Origin of the sequence: Bosea sp. PAMC 26642, from assembly GCF_001562255.1 — a bacterium.
GTDB lineage: Bacteria > Pseudomonadota > Alphaproteobacteria > Rhizobiales > Beijerinckiaceae > Allobosea.
In genome coordinates this window covers 212,812-231,276 of record NZ_CP014301.1, presented here as the reverse complement: position 1 = coordinate 231,276, position 18,465 = coordinate 212,812, and the positions used below count along the sequence as shown (strand labels likewise).

Below are 18,465 nucleotides of genomic sequence, written 5' to 3'. Positions count from 1 at the left end.
ATCGTGCATTAACCCGGCCTCAACCCTACCGCAGTGATAACGGATTCGCTGGAAAGGTGCGCAATCGCCGCCTTCCGGCGCCGTGGGCTCCAGACGAGCGAGTGGGCGTTGAGTCATTTGCGTTTGCGCAGACGTACGAGGCGGATCGGGTCGGTCGGGCTGAAATGGGCCGTCGCGACGGTTGCGCCCTGGGCTCTCTCAGCCGGGCTGCTGGTCTCCTTCACGGCCTCCGCCGGCCAAACCGACGGCGGCGACAGGATGCCGTCCTCCGTGGTGCAGCGCGCGGCGCCCGCCTTCGCTTCCGAGCTGGAGGAAGGCCCTTCGATGCTGGTCGCGAGCAGCGCCTTCCGGCTGCCCGGCCTCTCGCTCTCCTCGGCGATCCGGCAGGCGCATCTCTCCTTCGACACGCCCGAGCGGCGCATCGCGATCGATCCGCGCCAGCCGCGAGAGGACATGAAGCGCAGCGCCTCGGGCTTCCCGGAGGTCGACCGCACGGGCAAGGGCGACCCGCTGCCGGCCCTGCGGCCGACGATCACCAGCCGCCCGCCGCCGCGCGAACTCGAACAGGTCGTGTTCGGCGATACGCAGCCGGGTCTGATCTCGGCCGGTTTTTCACTCGACGCCCAGCGCGAGGCGGAAGGCATCGTCGGGCCGCAAATCGGCTTCGAACCCTATTCCAATGACGAAGGCCTGACCGACCCCGCGCTGTCGGACGCCTCACCGCATTCGCCCAAGGCGCCGATCACCTCGCCGCGCCACGCGGAACTGCATCTGGAGAGCATCGACGGCTCGACGCCTTCGGTTCCGACGGTTTCGGCACGCGCCTCATCGACGCCTTCGGTGCATTACGACGTCGCGACGCTGGCGCCGCCGACGACGCCGGCCCCGGCTCTCGGCAGCGGCCGGTCGAGCCTGACAGCCAAGGCGCCGGCTGCGGGCAGCCGAATCGCCAAGGGCGATACCGGCGAGCGCGAGATCTACACCTCTCTGATCGCCACCGCCGACATGGCGCGCCAGCAGCGCTGCCTCGCCGAGGCGGTCTATTTCGAGGCGCGCTCGGAATCGGACGAGGGCCGCGCCGCCGTGGCGCAGGTGGTGCTCAACCGGGTCAAGAGCGGGCTCTATCCCGACAGCGTCTGCGGCGTCGTCTACCAGAACAGCAACCGCTACCTTGCCTGCCAGTTCACCTTCACCTGCGAGGGCAAGTCGCTGCGTATCACCGAGCCGGCGCCCTGGCGCGACGCGGTCCGCATCGCCCGCGAGGTCTATGAGGGCACGACCTACATGCCCGAGGTCGGCGCCTCGACGCATTACCACGCGCAATATGTAAGGCCGTACTGGGCGAAGAAGCTGAAGAAGATGGATACGATCGGGCAGCACGTTTTTTACAAGCTACGGCCTGGGCAGACTTGAGGGCAGACGGTCAGATGGTAACTGGCCGCTTTTTTTAGAGGGCGGTTATCCCCTTGACGCAAGTTAGGCAGTGAAGGCCGCCCTGACTCGCATTCCGATAAAATGCGTGGTTCTGTAGGCGCGATGGCGCTGGAACTTGATGAAGCGGTTTTCTATCTGGATTCTGACAAAGAGCTGGCCGCCGGAGCGGGATGGCAGCCTAAGAAAAATCGCGCAGGCAGCTACCCAGTCATGTTTTTCGAGCGCCGCTTGCGCATCGCGCAGGCGATGCCGCGCGGGCTTAAATTTCGGATCTCAGTATTCCCAACCTTCCCTGACGTGGCCACGTTCCAATTGGAGTGTGACCAGCCGGGGCAGAAAACGTGCTTAGTTCTCTATCGCCTTGAATGGCATCCTATCAGCGGTCACAGCAACGGCCTTGGGCTGCCAACGCCACCGGAAATTCAGGGACTAGTTTTCTTGCCTGGAGACACGCACGAACACACATGCAGGGATCATGTGACCGCAGTTGAGCGCCGCGTCTTGGAACCTGGCGTTCACGCTGCGCGCCGGATCGAGCCCGACTTCCAGACATATGATGCTGCGTTATCCTACGTCTGTGGTAGAATCCGCCTGATCAATCCTGAGGCCATTCCCCCGTCAGGCGCGCAGTGGGATTTGGGTGTCTAAAAAATGATCACGGATACACGCCCTCTCAAAAATGCTATCGCGACAGCAGTTTCGCGGCTTGTCTCCGTGCGAGAGTTTGGCGAGGCCAGCGTTGTGAGCGTGCCTGTCTCCTACCCAAGCGGGGCGCTGGCGGCCGTCCATATTTCAGTATCCGGCGATAGATGCTTTGTGTCCGATTGCGCCCTAGGCATGCGCGAGGCCGAGATGTCGGGCGCTTCTGACTTCTTTGATAAAGCCGCGAAGGATACCGCTGATTGGTTTGGCGTCGGCTACGACGGCGCTAGCGTCTTCGCCGCATCCGCGCCGCTCGACCGGATTGAGGGGGCGATTATCTCTGTTGCCAATGCATCCACAGGCGCGGTTGGCCGGGCGCTACTACGTGCCTCAGAGTCCAAAGAGCGACACGCAAACAGCGCTGTTTTTGATCGGGTAAGCGACATCTTCGGCCGCCAGAACGTTGCTCGCAAGCAAGAAATCATGGGACGCGATGCGGCTTGGGAAGCTCATAATATCGTCGTGTTGAACGGGAAAAGAGCCGTTTTCGAGTTTGTTGGCGACCACGCGAACGCTGTCGCGAACAAGTTCCTGATGTTTTCGGATCTGGTGAGGGTGGCAGACGCGCCCTCGCTGAATTCGGTTGTCAGTTCGCTTGCGAAGATTAGCAGCAAGGCCAACATGCTAGGCGACGTGTCGCACATCCTAGAGATAGGTGCGACCAGCGAGACCTTTATCCAATATGCGAGGGCAGCGTGATGTTATCGCTTGAATAAGCAAGAGCGACCGGGGCTGCCCGAGTTGGGGATACTCCCCAAGCACTATTCCCTCGCATTCGAACCATTGCCTTCACCCCTCCTCAACACACCTAAACGCCGCCGCCCGCCTCAAACTGGTTAATTTTACCTTGTTTGGGCGTTTACCTTGCGTTCATCACGCCGGGCGGGCTTGCTGATCTCCACAAGCGGCGCGACGACGCCGCAAGGCAGGTCCGGTCCAAATGATGCGCAAGGTTCTCTCCGCTTCGGCCCTCACGGCAGTCATGCTGCTGGGCTCGCAGGCCGCCATCGCCGGCGGTTGCCGGGGTTCGGCCTGCTACAATCTGGTCTCGACGCCGCCGGTCTACGGCTCTGTCGCGGAGACGGTCATGACCCGACCGGAGCAGACCGAGGCCCGGATCGTGCCGGCCCGCTACGAATATGTCAGCGAACAGGTGATGCTCCATCCCGAGCGCCAGATTCCGCGCCACCAGCCGGCGCAATACGGCACTGTTTCCGAGACGGTGATGGTCTCGGCCGGCGGCAGGCGCTGGGAGGTGACCCGCGACGCCCATGGCCGCACCGTCGGCTGCTGGGTCGAGACCCCGGCGCGCTATGCCCATGTGCAGCGCACCGTCGAGATTTCGCCGGCCAGCGTCTCCTACGAGACGATCCCGGCCGTCTACACCCAACGCCAGCGCAAGGTGATGGTCAGTGCCACGCAGGTGGTGCACGAGACCATTCCCGCGACCTACGAGACCCGCCAGCGCCAGGTCCTTATGACACCGGCTTCCCGGCATTGGGCCCGAGCCGGATACTGAGTTACAGGCAGACCCTATCGACCACGGACACGACCACTTCAAACCCCCGGCTCAGGCCGGGGTTTTTTTATGGGGCAAGGTCTGACGCTGCCGTCATCCCAGGCAAGCGCAGCGCAGACCCGGGATCCATCGTAGGGCAGGACGGTGCCCTATGATGGATCCCGGATCGGCGCCGCTACGCGGCTTGTCCGGGATGACGCGGTGTTTTGGTAATGGGCGTGGACGGTGACGGGCGCGCGGGGACCGCAGCCGGATCAGGCCAGCCCACCCGCCAGCAGCGCCAGCACGCCGACGCCTATGGCGAAGGCGAGCAATCGCGCCGGCATGGCGATGAGGGAGCCCGGCGGGCTGCGCAGGGCTAGGCCCGCGACGATCTCGGCGAGGCCGAGTCCCAGCAGTACGAAGACGAAAGGCGGGAAGGCCTGCGATGTCGCGACCAGGCCCGCCTTCGAGAGATAAGCGACGACGGCTCCGAGCCCGGCGCCGAAGGCAATGAAGACCAGTTCGACCCGCGAAAAGCGCATCGCGCCGATCAGCGCCGACGGAAGTTCTGGTTTCGCGGTGGGCCGCCGGGGCCGGGGCCGGCCGTCTTCTGGCGGAAGTTGATGCGGCCGCGATCGAGATCATAGGGCGACATCTCGACGACGACGCGGTCGCCGGCGATGGTGCGGATGCGGTTCTTCTTCATCTTGCCCGCGGCATAGGCCAGGATCACGTGCTCATTGTCGAGCTTGACCCGGTAATTGCCGTCCGGCAGCACTTCGACCACCGTGCCGTCGAATTCGAGCAGTTCTTCCTTCGCCATTCTTTAGTCCTTCGTCTTCCATGGGCGCCGGGATCGGATCGGCCCCTGGGCGTCGATCCGATCCAACTCAAGCTGGTCGCGCGTCAGTTCGCGCGACGCCGGGCGCCGCCGGTGCGTCGTTGATCTGTTCTTTGCTGCAAGAAGGCGACGCCGCCAAGCCCTTCCTTGGCGGAACCCCCGTCTTTTCGCTGGGCGGGCTGCTCGGTGCGCGCCGGACGGTCGTTGCGCGGCGCCTCACTGCGGGGTGCCTCGCTGCGGCCGCCGCCGGCATGCTGGGGCTTGGCGCCCTGACGCTGGCCGCCGCCGGGCCGGCCGTGATCGCGCCCGCCACCGGCGCCCTGACCACCGCCGCGTCCGCCGCGACCCTGGTTCTGGGGCGGCTTCTTCGGTGTGCGGCCATCCCAATACGGCACCTCGCCCATCGGCGTGATGGCGATGCGGGTCAGCTTCTCGATCGCGGCGAGATCGCCGCGTTCTTCGGGTGTGCAGAAGGCGATCGCCATGCCCGAGGCGCCGGCGCGCGCGGTGCGGCCGATGCGGTGGACATAGGTCTCGGCGACGTTGGGCAAGTCGAACTGCACGACGTGGCTGATACCGTCGACATCGATGCCGCGCGCGGCGATGTCGGTCGCGACCAGAATGCGCAATTCGCCGTCACGGAAGGCGCCGAGCGCCCGCTCGCGCTGGCCCTGGCTCTTGTTGCCGTGGATCGCCGCGGACTTGATGCCGGACACCTCGAGCTGGCGGACGACCTTGTCGGCGCCGTGCTTGGTGCGGGTGAAGACGATGGCGCGCTCCATGTCAGGACCGCTCAGGGTCTTCGCCAGCAGAGCCGGCTTCTCACCGGGCTGGGTGAAGATGACGCGCTGGTCGATCTTCTCTGCGGTGGTCGCGACGGGCGCGACCGAGACCTCGACGGGATCGGTCAGATAGGCCGAGGCGATCTCGCGGATCGGCTTGGGCATCGTCGCCGAGAACAGCAGCGTCTGGCGCTTCTTGGGGATCAGCGTGGCGATCCGGCGCAGCGCATGAACGAAGCCGAGATCGAGCATCTGGTCAGCCTCGTCCAGGACGAGGTATTCGATCTCGCGCAGCGAGACGGCGCGCTGATCGACGAGATCGAGCAGGCGGCCGGGCGTGGCGACGAGGATATCGACATGCTGGCCGAGCGCGCGGATCTGCTTGCCGACGGGGACGCCGCCGAAGACGACGGTCGACTTGATCGTGGTGAACTGGGCATAGGCGCGGATCGAGGTCTCGATCTGCGCGGCGAGCTCACGGGTCGGCGACAGGATCAGCGCACGAACCGAGCGCGTTTCCATGCGGCGCGGCTGCGTCAGCAGGCGCTGGATCAGCGGCAGCGCGAAGGCGGCCGTCTTGCCGGTGCCGGTCTGGGCGGCGCCGAGAAGGTCGCGGCCCTGGAGGATCGGGGGAATCGCCTGGGCCTGGATCGGCGTGGGCGTGGTGTAACCTTCGGAGGCGAGCGCCTTGAGAAGCTGCTCGGCCAGGCCGAGGTCGGTAAATTGAGTCAAAACAGGTCTTTCCGGACGCCGCGACGCAAGGGGCACATGTGGGTATCGGCTGTGCCGCCGGATTGCGTCCGGCCTTGACTATTGGATCTGTCCTGCCGGCGAACCGCTAAGCCACAGCGCCGGAAGGTGTCTTTGGTGAACCAGGCCGGCGCAAGGCCGGCCTGGCCGATAGCTGTTGCTCAGGCGATGGCGAGGTTGCCGGCCGAGGACTTGCCGGTCTTGCGATCGGCGACCATCTCGTAGGAGACGACCTGGCCTTCGACCAGCTCGCGCAGGCCGGCGCGCTCGACGGCGCTGATGTGGACGAAGATGTCCTGGCCGCCGTTAGACGGCGTGATGAAACCGTAGCCCTTGGTGGCGTTGAACCACTTGACGGTGCCCTTATCCATGGAAGGTAGTCCTTACGTTTCAGATCCGCGCATTCGATGAGACCCATGGCTCGACGCGCGGACGCCTCGCCATGGTCGTGTAGTCGATGTGTGGTGGATCTGAATCGTGACCGCCGACCGGGTGAGCCCGCGCGGAGGAATGGCCAGAACCCGGCCGCATCTCGTCTTACGTGGGTTGGGCTAGCATAATTTGCAACGCGGGTCCAGCGGGCGGTCAAAAGGCGAGAGGCGGCAGGCTCTTTGAAACCCGCCGCCTCGTCTTTTCGCTAGCAAGCCTCAGCGCGGGCAGACCGCCCCCGTCTCGGCCCAGGCCTTGAAGAGCATGCCGAACTGGTCCTGCGTCCCGGGCGCGGGTTGGCGGCCCGGTCCCGGGCGCCAGGCCCAGCCGACGAGCGTGTCCTCGGCGACATGCTTGATCAGCGCGGCCATGTCGCGGCTGCCGTTGCGGTTAGGGTCCTTCATCTGCTCGCAGATCTGGCCGAGCGTCTTGCCCTCCCAGGCCATGGAGGCGGGAGCCAGCGCCCAGTGACCATCGCCGGGGACGCGAGCGGGATCGAAGTTCTCCTTGCCGTGGCAGGTGGTGCAGGCCATGCCGGGCGCCCCGTGCCCATCCTTGCCGCGCACGACGAGCGGCTGGTGCGGGCGCTGCGCATCGGTCTGGCGCGGACGCTCGGTCGCGGGATGGCAATTCACGCAGCGGGGATGCTGCAGGACCTTGCCCATTTCGGTGAAGATCGCCGCCGAACGCGCTTCGCGCTGGGCGATGGACTGGAAGCTCTCAACCGGCCGCAGCGTGCCCGCGGCAGGCAGGGCCACGGACGGCACCGCCGTCGTCTGGGCGACCGTAAGGGCCGTCCCGCCGAGCGCGAGGCCAAGCCCCGCCACGGCGGCAAGAAGCATCGAATATCGCATCAGACCATCCCCCCGACCATCGGCAGTTGACGCGGGCGACCCTGGCCGAGCCGCGCCAGCGCGTTGGCGACGGCAGGGCCGATCGGCGGCACGCCGGGCTCGCCCACGCCTGTCGGCTTTTCGGTCGAGGCGATGATCCTGACCTCGACCTCCGGCATCTCGTGGATGCGCAGCGAGCGGTAGCTGTCGAAATTGGTCTGGACCGGCTTGCCCTTGTCGAGGGTGAGTTCGCCATAGAGCGCATGGCCGAGGCCAAAGCCGATGCCGCCTTCCATCTGCGCACGGATGATGTCGGGATTGACGGCGATGCCGCAGTCGATCGCGCACCAGACCTTGTGGACCCTGGGCTCGCCGCCATCGCCCACCGAAACCTCGGCGATCTGGGCGACGAAGGAGCCGAAGCTCTCCGCCACGGCGACGCCGCGCGCCCGGCCGTTGCCGGCGTCGGGGCCTGTCCATTTCGCCAGCTCGGCGACGGCCTTCAGCACGCCGACCAGCCGCGGCTCCTTGCCCATCATGGCAAGACGGCCTGCGACCGGGTCCTGCCCTGCGGCCTGGAGCAGCTCATCGACGAAACACTCCACCGCATAGGCGGTGTGGGTGTGGCCGACCGAGCGCCACCACAAGGTGGGTACGCCGACCTTGGCCGTGTGAACCTCGCAGCGGAAATCCGCGACCTCGTAGGGCAGCTCGTTGGCGCCCTCGACCATGGTCGCATCGACGCCGTTCTTCACCGTCATCGCCTCGAAGGGCGTGCCGAGGAAGAAGGACTGGCCGACGATGCTGTTGGTCCAGGCGGTGATCTTGCCGTCCTTCACGGCACCGCGCAGGCGGTGGACGAAGAGCGGGCGATAATAGCCGCCGGTCAGGTCGTCCTCGCGGGTCCAGACAAGCTTGACCGGGCGGTTGGGGCCGATCGCCTTGGCGCACATGGCCAGTTCGGCTGCCAAATGCTGGCTCACCTGCGCGCGCCGGCCGAAGGATCCGCCGGCCAGCATGGTCTCGAGCTGGACCTTCTCCGGCGGCAGGCCCAGCACCGTCGCGATGGTCATGTGCTCCGTGGTCTGGAACTGGCTGCCGAAGCGGGCGAGCGCGCCATCGGCATTCCATTCGAGATAGCCGTCGAGCGGCTCCATCGGCGCATGCGCCAAATAGGGAAAGACGTATTCGGCCTCGATCACCCGCTCGGCCTTGGCAAGGACCGCCTCGGCATCGCCATGGCGACCGGCGACGGTGCCCGGCGTGCGGGCGAGCGCGCGATATTCGGCGACGAGCTCAGTGCTGCCGCGCTTCTCGGCCTCGCTCTCGTCCCAGACGACCTTCAGCGCCTCGCGGCCCTTGATCGCGGGCCACATGCCCTGCGCATAGACGGCGACGCCCGAGCCGATCTGCTTGACGTCGACGACGCCCCTGACCTTGAGCGCCTCCGCCGCGTCGAAGCTCGCGACCTTGCCGCCGAAGCGCGGAGCGCGGGCGACGACGACCGTCAGCATGTTCGGCGCGCTGATGTCGATGGTGAACTGCGTCTTGCCGCGGGCCTTGTCGGCGCTGTCGAGGCGCTTCACGGCGCCTTCCTTGCCGATCAGGCGGAACTGCGAGGGCTGCTTCAGCGGCGCGTCAGTCGGGACAGGGAGTTTTGCGGCTGCCTCGGCGAATTCTCCGAAGCGGCCCTGCTTGCCCGAAACGTGCTTCAGCACGCCAGCCTCGATCGTGATATCGCCCGCTGGCACCTTCCAGGCCTGCGCCGCAGCCTGGACCAGCATGGCGCGGGCGGTCGCGGCCGCTTTGCGAATCTGCTCGAAGGAATTCGCCATGGCGGTCGAGCCGCCCGTGCCCTGCACGCCGAAGGCGAGATTGGCGTAGAGCTTGACGTCGGCGGGCGCGTGCTCGGCGCGCATCTGGCCCCAATCGGCATCCATCTCCTCGGCCACGAGCGTCGCCAGCCCGGTGAAGGGTCCCTGTCCGAACTCGATATGCTTGACGAGAACGGTGATGCTGTGGTCGGCCGCGACGCGGATGAAGGCGTTCGGCGCAAAGGCGGCCGCTCCGCCTGGGCGGAAGGCCTGTGCCGCGCCGGACTGGGCGCGGGCGGCCTTGGGCAAATGCAACCCGATGATGAGCGCGCCGGCCCCTGACAGGAGCGAGCGGCGCGAAAGGGCGAGATCGTGGGCGGTCATGCTCAACCCTCCAGCGTGCGGGCGGCGGCGTGGATCGCCGTGCGGATGCGGGCATAGGTAGCGCAGCGGCAGATGTTGCCGTTCATCGCGAGATCGATGTCGCGGTCGCTGGGCTTGGGGTTCTCCTTCAGCAGGGCGACCGCGCTCATCACCTGGCCGGACTGGCAATAGCCGCATTGCGGTACGTCGATCTTGTCCCAGGCGGCCTGGACGGCATCGGCTTCCTTGCCGGAAAGCGCCTCGATCGTGGTGACCTTGCCTTCGACGGCCGAGACCGGCGTGACACAGGAGCGCACGGGCTGGCCGTCGATCCAGACCGTGCAGGCGCCGCATTGGGCAACGCCGCAGCCGAACTTGGTGCCGGTCAGGCCGAGATTGTCCCGGATCGCCCAGAGCAGGGGCGTGTCGTCATCGACATCGACGCTGTGCGAGCGTCCATTGATGGTGAGCGTGTGAGCCATGGCTGCCTCGCGGATGAAATGCGGTGTAAAAGCGGAACGACGCTGCGGTGCGGGGTTATCTGCGAACCCTTTCCGGCCTAGCGTTGTGCAGCGGCAGCCGTTGTGGCTGACCGATTTAGACTATTTGGATAAATCCAGTCTAATTGGTATGGTCGCTCAGAGTCTGGAATTCGTCAAGAGTAAGAATGAGCGGCTCACGAGAATGTGCCCCGGCCCCGCCGGACGAAGCCAGGACCCGCATCGAGCAGATCGCCGACGCGGCGCTGCGGCGTTTTGCACGCTATGGCTTCAAGCGCAGCTCGATGGAGGACATCGCGCGGGACGCAGGCCTCGCCAAAGCGACGATCTACCTGCATTTCAAGGGCAAGGACGATGTCTTCCGGGCGATGATCGCGCGCTTCGCGGCACAGGTCGCGGCGCGCTGCGAGGCCGTCATGGGGCAGCCTCTGCCCTTTCCGGACAAGCTTTCAGCACTGATGCTGGCCCATTTCGGGACCGGCTATGCAGCCTTCGGCGATGGCGAGCATCTGCTGGAACTCAAGGCCCTGATGGCCAGCATCGCGGCGCGCGAACTCCAGGCGTTCGAGGGCATCTTCACCACGAACGCGACGGCGCTGCTGACGGATGCTGCGGCGGCCGGCCAGATTACACTGGGGTCGCTCGAACCCGGTACGATCGTCGAGACGCTGGCGCAGGCCGCCATCGGCGCCAAGATGGGCCAGCAGCCCTCGCTGGAGACCTATGAGGCCAGGCTGCGCCAGGCCGCGGCGCTTGCGGCGCAGGCGGTGGCGAGGCGGTAGCGCACGCACCTTTCGCGTTTCGATCTGTGCCTGTCCGCCTCTTCGGCTCATCAGGATGAGGGCTCAATTCCAAACAGTGTCTCAGCCTTCCTTGGCCCGCACCGCACCCAGCGCCGCCTGAGCGGCGGCCAGCCGTGCGATCGGGACCCGGAAGGGCGAGCAAGAGACGTAGTCGAGGCCGACGCTCTCGCAGAAGCCGATCGAGGCGGGATCGCCGCCATGTTCGCCGCAGATGCCCAGCTTGATGTCGGGGCGGGCCTTGCGGCCGCGCTCGGCGGCGATCTTCACAAGCTCGCCGACGCCCTCCTGGTCGATGGTGACGAAGGGGTCGTTGGCGAGGATGCCCTTCGACGTATAGGAGCCGAGGAACGAGCCGGCATCGTCGCGGCTAATGCCGAGGGTCGTCTGCGTCAGATCGTTGGTGCCGAAGGAGAAGAATTCGGCGCTCTTTGCGATTTCCTCCGCTCTCAGGCAGGCGCGCGGCAGCTCGATCATGGTGCCGACCTGATAGGTCAGCTCGACCTTGCTCTCAGCCGTCACGGCCTTGGCCATCGCGTCGATGCGGGCCTTGACCAGATCGAACTCCGGCACGCCCATGACGAGCGGGATCATCACCTCCGGAATCACCGGCTTGCCCGTCTCCTTTGCAGCGATCACAGCCGCCTCGAAGATGGCGCGCGCCTGCATTTCGGCGATCTCGGGATAGGCGATCGCCAGCCGCACGCCGCGGAAGCCGAGCATCGGGTTGAACTCGTGCAGTTCGGCGGCGCGGTGCTTCAGTGCCTCGGGAGTGACGCCGAGCGCTTTTGCGACGGCGGCGATCTCGGCCTCGCCATGCGGCAGGAATTCGTGCAGCGGCGGATCGAGCAGGCGAATGGTGACCGGCAGCCCCTGCATGATGGTGAAGAGCTGGACGAAATCCTGGCGCTGCATCGGCAGCAGCTTGGCCAGCGCGGTGCGGCGGCCGGCATCGTCGTGTGCGAGGATCATCTCGCGCATCGGCTGGATGCGGTCCTCGTCGAAGAACATGTGCTCGGTGCGGCAGAGCCCGATGCCCTCGGCGCCGAACTCGCGCGCGGTGCGGGCGTCGTCGGGTGTCTCGGCATTGGCGCGGACCTTGAGGCGACGAACCTTGTCGGCCCAGCCCATCAGCGTACCGAATTCGCCCGAGAGTTCGGGCTGCTGCATCTTGATCTCGCCGAGCATGACCTGGCCGAGGGCGCCGTCGATCGTGATGAAATCGCCGGCCTTCAGCGTGGTCGAGCCGACCGTCATCGTGCCCTTGGCATAGTCGACGCGGATCTGGCCCGCTCCCGAGACACAGGGCTTGCCCATGCCGCGCGCCACCACGGCTGCGTGCGAGGTCATGCCGCCGCGCGTGGTCAGGATGCCCTCGGCGGCGTGCATTCCGTGAATATCTTCAGGAGAGGTCTCGACGCGCACGAGAATGACCTTGCGACCGGCCTTTTTTGCCGCCTCGGCATCGTCGGAATTGAAGACGATCTCGCCGGCGGCAGCGCCGGGCGAGGCCGGCAGGCCCGTGGTCAGGATGCGGCGCTCTGCCTTGGGGTCGATCATTGGGTGGAGCAGCTGGTCGAGCGCGCCCGGCTCGACGCGGCCGACCGCCTCCTCCTCTGTGATCAGGCCTTCCTTGGCGAGCTCGACTGCGATCCGCAGCGCTGCCTTGGCAGTGCGCTTGCCGGACCGGGTCTGCAGCATCCAGAGCTTGCCCTCCTGGATGGTGAACTCCATGTCCTGCATGTCGCGATAGTGCTTCTCGAGGATGCCGTAGATGCGGACAAGCTCGGCATAGGCCTCCGGCATCTCGCGTTCCATCGAGGGCTTGTCGGAACCCGCCTCCTTGCGGGCGATCTCGGTGATGTCCTGCGGCGTGCGGATGCCGGCGACGACGTCCTCGCCCTGGGCATTGATCAGGAACTCGCCATAGAGCGCGTTCTCGCCGGTCGAGGGATTGCGGGTGAAGGCGACGCCGGTGGCCGAGGTCTCCCCCATATTGCCGAACACCATCGACTGGACGTTGACCGCCGTGCCCCAGGCCGCGGGGATGCCGTTCAGTTCGCGATACTTGATCGCGCGTGCATTCATCCAGGACGAGAAGACCGCGCCGACCGCGCCCCAGAGCTGGGCTTCGGGCTCCTGCGGGAACTCCGAGCCGAGCGCCTTCTTCACGATGTCCTTGTACTTGCCGACCAGCACCTTCCAGTCATCGGCCGAGAGATCGGTGTCGAGATGGTGGCCTTTGCGCTCCTTGAAGTCCTCGAGTGCCTCCTCGAAATGGCCGTGGTCGACGTCGAGGACGACGTTGGAATACATCGTGATGAAGCGGCGATAGCTGTCCCAGGCGAAGCGGGCGTCGCCCGAAGCCTTGGCGACGGCCTCGACGGTGACGTCGTTGAGGCCGAGATTGAGGACGGTGTCCATCATGCCGGGCATCGAGGCGCGCGCGCCCGAACGCACCGAGACCAGAAGCGGGTTGGCAGGATCGCCGAAGACCTTGCCGGTCAGCGTCGCCATCTCGGCGAGCGCGGCCTTGGACTGGGCTTCGAGCTCGGGCGGGAAATTCTTGCCGTTGTCGTAGTACCAGGTGCAGACCTCTGTGGTGATGGTGAAGCCCGGAGGCACGGGCAGGCCGAGATTGCTCATCTCGGCGAGGTTCGCACCCTTGCCGCCGAGCAGATTCTTCATGCCCGCATCGCCCTGCGCCTTGCCGTCACCGAAGGTGTAGACCCAGTTGCCGTCCGCAATCTTGCCACCAGCCATCGTCACAGCCTTCCCCAGATACGACCAGGCGATCAGAACGCGCTGGCGACCGATATGGTTTCGCTTGCACATCGGTAAGCCCGCGCGCGAGCCGGTCATGCCGAAAAGCGCGCGAACAATCAATGAGCGAGCGTTGCCGCTAGCGTGCCTGCCGCGGGATTGACAGCGACTTGAAGCGCGACGCGGCTGCGAATATCCTGCTGTTCAGGCGGGACGAGACGCCTCCGGACCCGCGGAAAAGGCTCAGCCTGCTCGAACACCACAACGTCGATGCGTCTGCTCCTTGTGCAGCCGATTGCGGGTCTTCGGCCTCATGCACTGGAGGCACCATGTCAGAACTTCCCGCATTCCCGAATCTCGATCATCTGCGCAAGCAGGCCAAGCGCCTGCTGCGTGACACCCACGCCGGCACGAGCGAAGCGCTCGGCCGCTTCGCCGCGAGCCTGCCGGCGGCGCGCGGTCTCTCACTGCCGGCTCTGGCGCAGTACCCGCTGCGGCTTCACGATGCGCAGTCCGTCGTCGCGCGCGAACATGGCTTCCGCTCCTGGACCGAGCTCAAGCGCTATGTCGAATGGGCTCGCAGCGCCGCCACCGAGCGGCTGTCGCGCTGGCTGCGCTGCGTCTTCGAGGGCCAGGCGCGCGAGCGCGCACTAGCGCTCAGGATGCTGCACGCCGAGCCCGCGCTGGTCGCAGGCGATCTCTGGCTCGCCTGTCCGGTCGGCGATGTCGCCCGCCTCGAACGCGCGCTCGCGGCCGATCCGGCTTTCGCCAACCGGCCCGGCGGACCCTTCGCGATGCCGCCGCTCGCCGCCGTAACCTCGTCCGCACTGATCCGCGAGCCGGAGTTCGAGGACAGGCTGCTGGCGAGCGCGCGGCTGCTGATCGCCCATGGCGCGGATGTCGACGGCCGCTGGACCGATCCGCGCTTTCCGGACAACCCGCTCTCGGTGCTGTACGGTGCCGCCGGACGGACGCATCACGCCGGCATGACGCGGCTCCTGCTTGATGCCGGCGCTGACCCCAACGACAATGAATCGCTCTATCATTCAGTCGAAAGCGAGGACCTGTCCTGCACCCGGCTGTTGCTCGCGGCGGGCGCCCGCGTGGCGGGGACGAACGCCGTAGCGCGCTCGCTCGACTACGACCGGCCCGAGGCGCTGCAACTGCTGCTGGCGCGGCGCGAAGAACCCGTCGAGACGCATTGGCTGCATCACGCCATGCTGCGGGGGCGCTCGCTCGCCCATATCCGCGCATTGGTCGAGGCCGGCGCGGATCTTTCGGCACGCGACCGGTCCGGGACGAGCGTCTACGCTTTCGCCAGCCGCTTCGGCCGCGAAGACGTGATGGCGCTGCTGCGCGAGCGCGGCGTTATCGATCTCTTGAACCCCGACGAGGCGTTCGTTGCCGCCTGTGCGCGCGGCGATGAGGCAGCGGCGAAAGCAATGCTGCGAGCTGCCCCGGACATGCTCTCGCGTCTGAGCGAGGCGCAGCTCAAGGCCATGCCGCAACTCGCCGCGATCGGCCGGCTGGAGGCCGTCAGGACGATGCTGGCGCTCGGCTGGCCGCGCGAGGTCAAGGAGGGCTGGCAGGCCACGGCGCTGAACCTCGCTATCTTCTCCGGTGACGCGATGATGACGCGGCTGTTGCTTGAACACGGCGCGGATTGGCGCACGCAGCATGGCTATGGCGACAACGCGCTGGGCACGCTCTCCTTCGCGTCGCAGGCGGACGATCTCGGCGACAATGCCCCGCGTGATCATGCCGGCTGCGCGGCCGCCCTGCTCGCTTACGGCGTGCCGATGGAGGCCTTCGGGAGGTATGCTTTCTCGGAAGAGGTCAGCGATCTGCTCGAAGGCGAGCGCGTGGAGGAGCCGGAGATCGCCGACGGGTAATTGTCCCGAAGACAGGGCGAGGGTGCGCTCAGCGCGCTTTCGCCGCCTTCGGCCAGCGCAGCGGCCAGTTGACGATGCGCTCGGGCAGGTCCTCTTCGGCGACCTCGTCCTCGCTGGCGAAGACGCGGCCCTTCACCGAGATGCCGGCCTGAACAACGGTCTGCGGATCGCCGGAGACGAGCGGATGCCACCAGGGCAGGTCCGACCCTTCGGCCACGAGCCGGTAGGCGCAAGTCGGCGGCAGCCAGCGCAGCGTGCGCACCGCCTCGGGCGTCAGCGTCACGCAATCGGGCACGGTCGTCGAGCGCTGTTCGTAATCCTTGCAGCGGCACGTGCCCGCGTCGAACAGGCGGCAGCCGATATCGGTCGCCAGGATGGCCCCGGTATCGTCGTCTTCCAGCTTGATCAGGCAGCAGCGGCCGCAGCCGTCGCACAGCGATTCCCACTGGCGGGGCGACATTTCCTCAAGTGTGATCGTGCGCCAGAATGGCACGGAATTGGGCATGGCGTCGGTCATCGGCCCCTTATGCGCCCTTGGTCCCGGGGAGGAAAGCGGCGAAGGCGCGCATCGGGTGCGTGGAGGCCGGATTACACCTTGTCGAGCGTCCCGGAAGGATACGTTCACGACTGGCTTTCATTATGCTGTGAGGATGCAAGGCTCCGCTTCCGCAGCGGGCGCGAAACGCTTATTGAGACGTGGCGAGTCCACTGGTCCAGACAGGGACCTGGCGGCGTGGCGGGTTGAGACGGCAGCTGTCATTTGGAGCGCCACAGGGCGATGGAGTTCAAGAAGGCCCGCTGGACGACCAGGCTGAAGCGCTTCGCGCTGGCCTTCGACTCATGGGTCGATGCCGGCCTGTGGGGCGCCGGCCGGCGCGCTGGCGATGTCCACGAGCGCATCCGCAGCTTCGGCGACCGCTTCACCGTGACCGGAGGCAAGCGCCTGGCGGCCGAGTTCGCCAGCGAGGGGCTGAATATCGGCATCGCCGGCTCGATCGTCCTGCTCATGCTCGCGATCCCCGCCTTCCAGGAGGGCCGCGAGGACGCACTCAAAAACCAGGTCTTCGCCGTGACCTTCCTCGACCGCTACGGCTCCGAGATCGGGCATCGCGGCGCGCGCCACGACGATTCGCTCAAGCTCGAGGAAATGCCCGACCACCTGATCAAGGCCGTGCTGGCGACCGAGGACCGGCGCTTCTACGAGCATTTCGGCATCGACATCTTCGGCACGTTCCGGGCCATCACCGTCAATGCGCGGGCATCGGGCGTGGTGCAGGGCGGCTCCTCGCTGACGCAGCAACTCGCGAAGAACCTGTTTCTCACCAACGAGCGCTCGCTCGACCGTAAGATCAAGGAAGCGTTCCTGGCGATCTGGTTGGAGTACCGGCTGACCAAGAACCAGATCCTGAAGCTGTATCTCGACCGCGCCTATATGGGCGGAGGAACCTTCGGCGTGGCTGCGGCGGCCGACTACTATTTCGGAAAGTCGGTGAAGGACGTCTCGCTCGCGGAGGCGGCGATGCTGGCGGGCCTGTTCAAGGCGCCGACGAAATACGCGCCGCATGTCAACCTGCCCGCCGCCCGCGCCCGCGCCAACGACGTGCTGAGCGCGATGGTCGATGCCGGTTTCATGACCGCAGGCCAGATCGACAGCGCCAGGCGCAACCCGGCGACCCCGATCGACCGGCGCCGCGATGCCAGCCCCGACTATTATCTCGACTGGGCCTTCGACGAGGTTCGCCAGCTCGCGATCGACGGCAAGATCGGGCCCGAGCGCGTGCTGACGGTGAAGACGCCGCACGATCCGGCAATCCAGCACCGCGCCGACGAGGCGATCGAATCGGTGCTGCGCCAGCATGGCCCGACCTACCGCGCCAAGCAGGCTGCGACCGCGGTGCTCGATCCCGATGGCGCGGTGCGTGCGCTCGTCGGCGGGCGTGACTACGGCGCGAGCCAGTTCAATCGGGCGACGGCGAGCCTGCGGCAGCCGGGTTCGTCGTTCAAGCCATTCGTCTATGCGGCGGCGCTCTCGGCGGGGCTCTACCGACCCAACACGATCGTCACCGACCGTCCGGTCTGCATCGGCAACTGGTGCCCCAACAACTACGGGCGCTCCTATGCCGGCTCGATGCCGCTGACGGTCGCGCTGGCGAAGTCGATCAATACGATCCCCGTGCAGATGTCGATCGCGATCGGCAAGGCGGCCGGCGAGACGCATGATGCTCGCGCTGCCCGCATCGGCCGCATGAAGATCGTCGAGACGGCACGCGCCATGGGCCTCAACACGCCGCTGACGGACACCGTCTCGCTGCCGATCGGCGCGGCTGAGGTCACCGTGATGGACATGGCGGCGGGCTACGCCGTGTTCGCCAATGGCGGAAAGCGCGCCGCGCCCTATGCCGCGATCGAAATCCGCAACTCGCATGGCGAGGAGATCTATCGTCACGACCGTGACGAGCCGGAGCCGCGCCAGGTGCTGAGCACGCAGGTCGCGCAGGACATGAACTTCATGCTCTCCAAGGTACCCACCGAAGGCACCGGCCGCAGGGCCGCTCTGGAGGGCGTGATCACGGCCGGCAAGACCGGCACGACCAATGGCTACAAGGACGCCTGGTATGTCGGCTTCTCCGGCAACCTCGTCGGTGCGGTCTGGTTCGGCAACGACGATTCGTCGGAGACCGCGAATATGACCGGCGGTTCGCTGCCGGCCATGACCTGGAAGGAGATCATGCAGTTCGCCCATCAGGGCATCGAGCTCAAGCCGATCCCGGGCGTCTCGCCGGCCGATCCCAAAGCATCGACGGTCGCGAAGACCAGCACGCCGGCGACCCCGACGACCGCCGCGCAGACGGGAGCGGGCGCAGGCCATATGCCGCGCCAGTCCTTCGAGGTGCTCTCGGCCGTCGGCGCTATGTTCAAGACGATCGAGCCGGCAAGGGCAGCGGGTCGGCCGCTTCAGGTCGGCATCCGCGAGGTCTCGAGCACCGACAGCGGCACTCGGATCCGCTGAGCCGGTTGACGGCAGGGGGCGGGCTGGGTCAACTCCCGCGCTCGGCTGCCC

The 18,465-nt window shown here is 66.5% G+C and carries 16 protein-coding genes; 7 read left to right on the top strand and 9 right to left on the bottom strand.

Annotation, left to right across the window (positions count from 1 at the left end; genetic code table 11):
* Positions 1 to 123: 123 nt before the first annotated feature.
* From AXW83_RS01065 to AXW83_RS01050, 4 genes are all read left to right on the top strand, one after another.
* Positions 124 to 1,413, top strand: coding sequence for a cell wall hydrolase (locus AXW83_RS01065; RefSeq protein WP_066609872.1), 1,290 nt, complete (start codon positions 124 to 126; stop codon positions 1,411 to 1,413).
* Positions 1,414 to 1,515: 102 nt separating this feature from the next.
* Positions 1,516 to 2,082: a hypothetical protein gene (locus AXW83_RS01060; protein ID WP_156639672.1), complete on the top strand. Its 567-nt coding sequence runs from the start codon at positions 1,516 to 1,518 to the stop codon at positions 2,080 to 2,082.
* A 3-nt stretch (positions 2,083 to 2,085) separates the two neighbouring features.
* Positions 2,086 to 2,835 (top strand): hypothetical protein, encoded by a 750-nt coding sequence (locus AXW83_RS01055; RefSeq protein WP_156639670.1) that lies wholly within the window; start codon positions 2,086 to 2,088, stop codon positions 2,833 to 2,835.
* A gap of 241 nt (positions 2,836 to 3,076) precedes the next feature.
* On the top strand, positions 3,077 to 3,655 hold the full coding sequence (locus tag AXW83_RS01050; protein ID WP_066609868.1) for a hypothetical protein: 579 nt from the start codon (positions 3,077 to 3,079) through the stop codon (positions 3,653 to 3,655).
* Between the two features lie 254 nt (positions 3,656 to 3,909).
* On the opposite strand, the gene AXW83_RS01045 is transcribed toward AXW83_RS01050, so the two are convergent.
* The 7 genes from AXW83_RS01045 to AXW83_RS01015 all read right to left on the bottom strand — a co-directional run bounded on the left by AXW83_RS01045 (position 3,910) and on the right by AXW83_RS01015 (position 9,931).
* Positions 3,910 to 4,179 (bottom strand): hypothetical protein, encoded by a 270-nt coding sequence (locus AXW83_RS01045; protein ID WP_066609867.1) that lies wholly within the window; start codon positions 4,177 to 4,179, stop codon positions 3,910 to 3,912.
* An 8-nt stretch (positions 4,180 to 4,187) separates the two neighbouring features.
* Positions 4,188 to 4,460, bottom strand: coding sequence for a translation initiation factor IF-1 (infA, locus tag AXW83_RS01040; RefSeq protein WP_066609866.1), 273 nt, complete (start codon positions 4,458 to 4,460; stop codon positions 4,188 to 4,190).
* Positions 4,461 to 4,543: 83 nt separating this feature from the next.
* Entirely contained in the window at positions 4,544 to 5,992 is a 1,449-nt protein-coding gene (locus AXW83_RS01035) for a DEAD/DEAH box helicase (protein WP_066609864.1), read from the bottom strand.
* Between the two features lie 179 nt (positions 5,993 to 6,171).
* On the bottom strand, positions 6,172 to 6,381 hold the full coding sequence (locus tag AXW83_RS01030) for a cold-shock protein (protein WP_066609862.1): 210 nt from the start codon (positions 6,379 to 6,381) through the stop codon (positions 6,172 to 6,174).
* A 276-nt stretch (positions 6,382 to 6,657) separates the two neighbouring features.
* Complete coding sequence (locus AXW83_RS01025; RefSeq protein WP_066609861.1) at positions 6,658 to 7,293, bottom strand: Isoquinoline 1-oxidoreductase subunit; 636 nt, start codon at positions 7,291 to 7,293, stop codon at positions 6,658 to 6,660.
* A complete protein-coding gene (locus AXW83_RS01020; protein WP_156639667.1) occupies positions 7,293 to 9,470 on the bottom strand; it encodes a xanthine dehydrogenase family protein molybdopterin-binding subunit in 2,178 nt (725 codons plus the stop codon). The genes AXW83_RS01025 and AXW83_RS01020 overlap by 1 nt, the downstream gene beginning before the upstream one ends.
* Positions 9,471 to 9,472: 2 nt before the next feature.
* On the bottom strand, positions 9,473 to 9,931 hold the full coding sequence (locus AXW83_RS01015) for a (2Fe-2S)-binding protein (protein WP_066609859.1): 459 nt from the start codon (positions 9,929 to 9,931) through the stop codon (positions 9,473 to 9,475).
* Positions 9,932 to 10,116: 185 nt separating this feature from the next.
* On the opposite strand from AXW83_RS01015, the gene AXW83_RS01010 reads away from it, so the two are divergent.
* A complete protein-coding gene (locus AXW83_RS01010; RefSeq protein WP_066609857.1) occupies positions 10,117 to 10,731 on the top strand; it encodes a TetR/AcrR family transcriptional regulator in 615 nt (204 codons plus the stop codon).
* A gap of 81 nt (positions 10,732 to 10,812) precedes the next feature.
* Here AXW83_RS01010 and ppdK read toward each other — a convergent pair whose 3' ends face one another.
* Positions 10,813 to 13,512 carry a pyruvate, phosphate dikinase gene (ppdK, locus tag AXW83_RS01005; protein ID WP_066619596.1) on the bottom strand — a complete coding sequence of 900 codons (2,700 nt, stop codon included), beginning with the start codon at positions 13,510 to 13,512 and terminating at the stop codon, positions 10,813 to 10,815.
* A 329-nt stretch (positions 13,513 to 13,841) separates the two neighbouring features.
* Here ppdK and AXW83_RS01000 point away from each other — a divergent pair, with 329 nt between their 5' ends.
* On the top strand, positions 13,842 to 15,404 hold the full coding sequence (locus tag AXW83_RS01000; RefSeq protein WP_066609855.1) for an ankyrin repeat domain-containing protein: 1,563 nt from the start codon (positions 13,842 to 13,844) through the stop codon (positions 15,402 to 15,404).
* Between the two features lie 28 nt (positions 15,405 to 15,432).
* On the opposite strand, the gene AXW83_RS00995 is transcribed toward AXW83_RS01000, so the two are convergent.
* Positions 15,433 to 15,921: a YcgN family cysteine cluster protein gene (locus tag AXW83_RS00995; RefSeq protein ID WP_066609853.1), complete on the bottom strand. Its 489-nt coding sequence runs from the start codon at positions 15,919 to 15,921 to the stop codon at positions 15,433 to 15,435.
* Between the two features lie 261 nt (positions 15,922 to 16,182).
* Here AXW83_RS00995 and AXW83_RS00990 point away from each other — a divergent pair, with 261 nt between their 5' ends.
* Positions 16,183 to 18,414, top strand: a complete 2,232-nt coding sequence (locus tag AXW83_RS00990; protein WP_066609851.1) for a transglycosylase domain-containing protein — start codon at positions 16,183 to 16,185, stop codon at positions 18,412 to 18,414.
* Positions 18,415 to 18,465 lie beyond the last annotated feature (51 nt).

Excerpts from the sequence above, each read along its gene's own strand:
- AXW83_RS01060 (WP_156639672.1), top strand. The coding sequence starts at position 1,516 with ATGCGTGGTTCTGTAGGCGCGATGGCGCTGGAACTTGATGAAGCGGTT.
- AXW83_RS01055 (WP_156639670.1), top strand. The coding sequence starts at position 2,086 with ATGATCACGGATACACGCCCTCTCAAAAATGCTATCGCGACAGCAGTT.
- AXW83_RS01050 (WP_066609868.1), top strand. The coding sequence starts at position 3,077 with ATGATGCGCAAGGTTCTCTCCGCTTCGGCCCTCACGGCAGTCATGCTG.
- AXW83_RS01045 (WP_066609867.1), bottom strand. The coding sequence starts at position 4,179 with ATGCGCTTTTCGCGGGTCGAACTGGTCTTCATTGCCTTCGGCGCCGGG.
- infA (WP_066609866.1), bottom strand. The coding sequence starts at position 4,460 with ATGGCGAAGGAAGAACTGCTCGAATTCGACGGCACGGTGGTCGAAGTG.
- AXW83_RS01030 (WP_066609862.1), bottom strand. The coding sequence starts at position 6,381 with ATGGATAAGGGCACCGTCAAGTGGTTCAACGCCACCAAGGGCTACGGT.
- AXW83_RS01025 (WP_066609861.1), bottom strand. The coding sequence starts at position 7,293 with ATGCGATATTCGATGCTTCTTGCCGCCGTGGCGGGGCTTGGCCTCGCG.
- AXW83_RS01020 (WP_156639667.1), bottom strand. The coding sequence starts at position 9,470 with ATGACCGCCCACGATCTCGCCCTTTCGCGCCGCTCGCTCCTGTCAGGG.
- AXW83_RS01015 (WP_066609859.1), bottom strand. The coding sequence starts at position 9,931 with ATGGCTCACACGCTCACCATCAATGGACGCTCGCACAGCGTCGATGTC.
- AXW83_RS01010 (WP_066609857.1), top strand. The coding sequence starts at position 10,117 with ATGAGCGGCTCACGAGAATGTGCCCCGGCCCCGCCGGACGAAGCCAGG.
- ppdK (WP_066619596.1), bottom strand. The coding sequence starts at position 13,512 with ATGGCTGGTGGCAAGATTGCGGACGGCAACTGGGTCTACACCTTCGGT.
- AXW83_RS01000 (WP_066609855.1), top strand. The coding sequence starts at position 13,842 with ATGTCAGAACTTCCCGCATTCCCGAATCTCGATCATCTGCGCAAGCAG.
- AXW83_RS00995 (WP_066609853.1), bottom strand. The coding sequence starts at position 15,921 with ATGACCGACGCCATGCCCAATTCCGTGCCATTCTGGCGCACGATCACA.
- AXW83_RS00990 (WP_066609851.1), top strand. The coding sequence starts at position 16,183 with ATGGAGTTCAAGAAGGCCCGCTGGACGACCAGGCTGAAGCGCTTCGCG.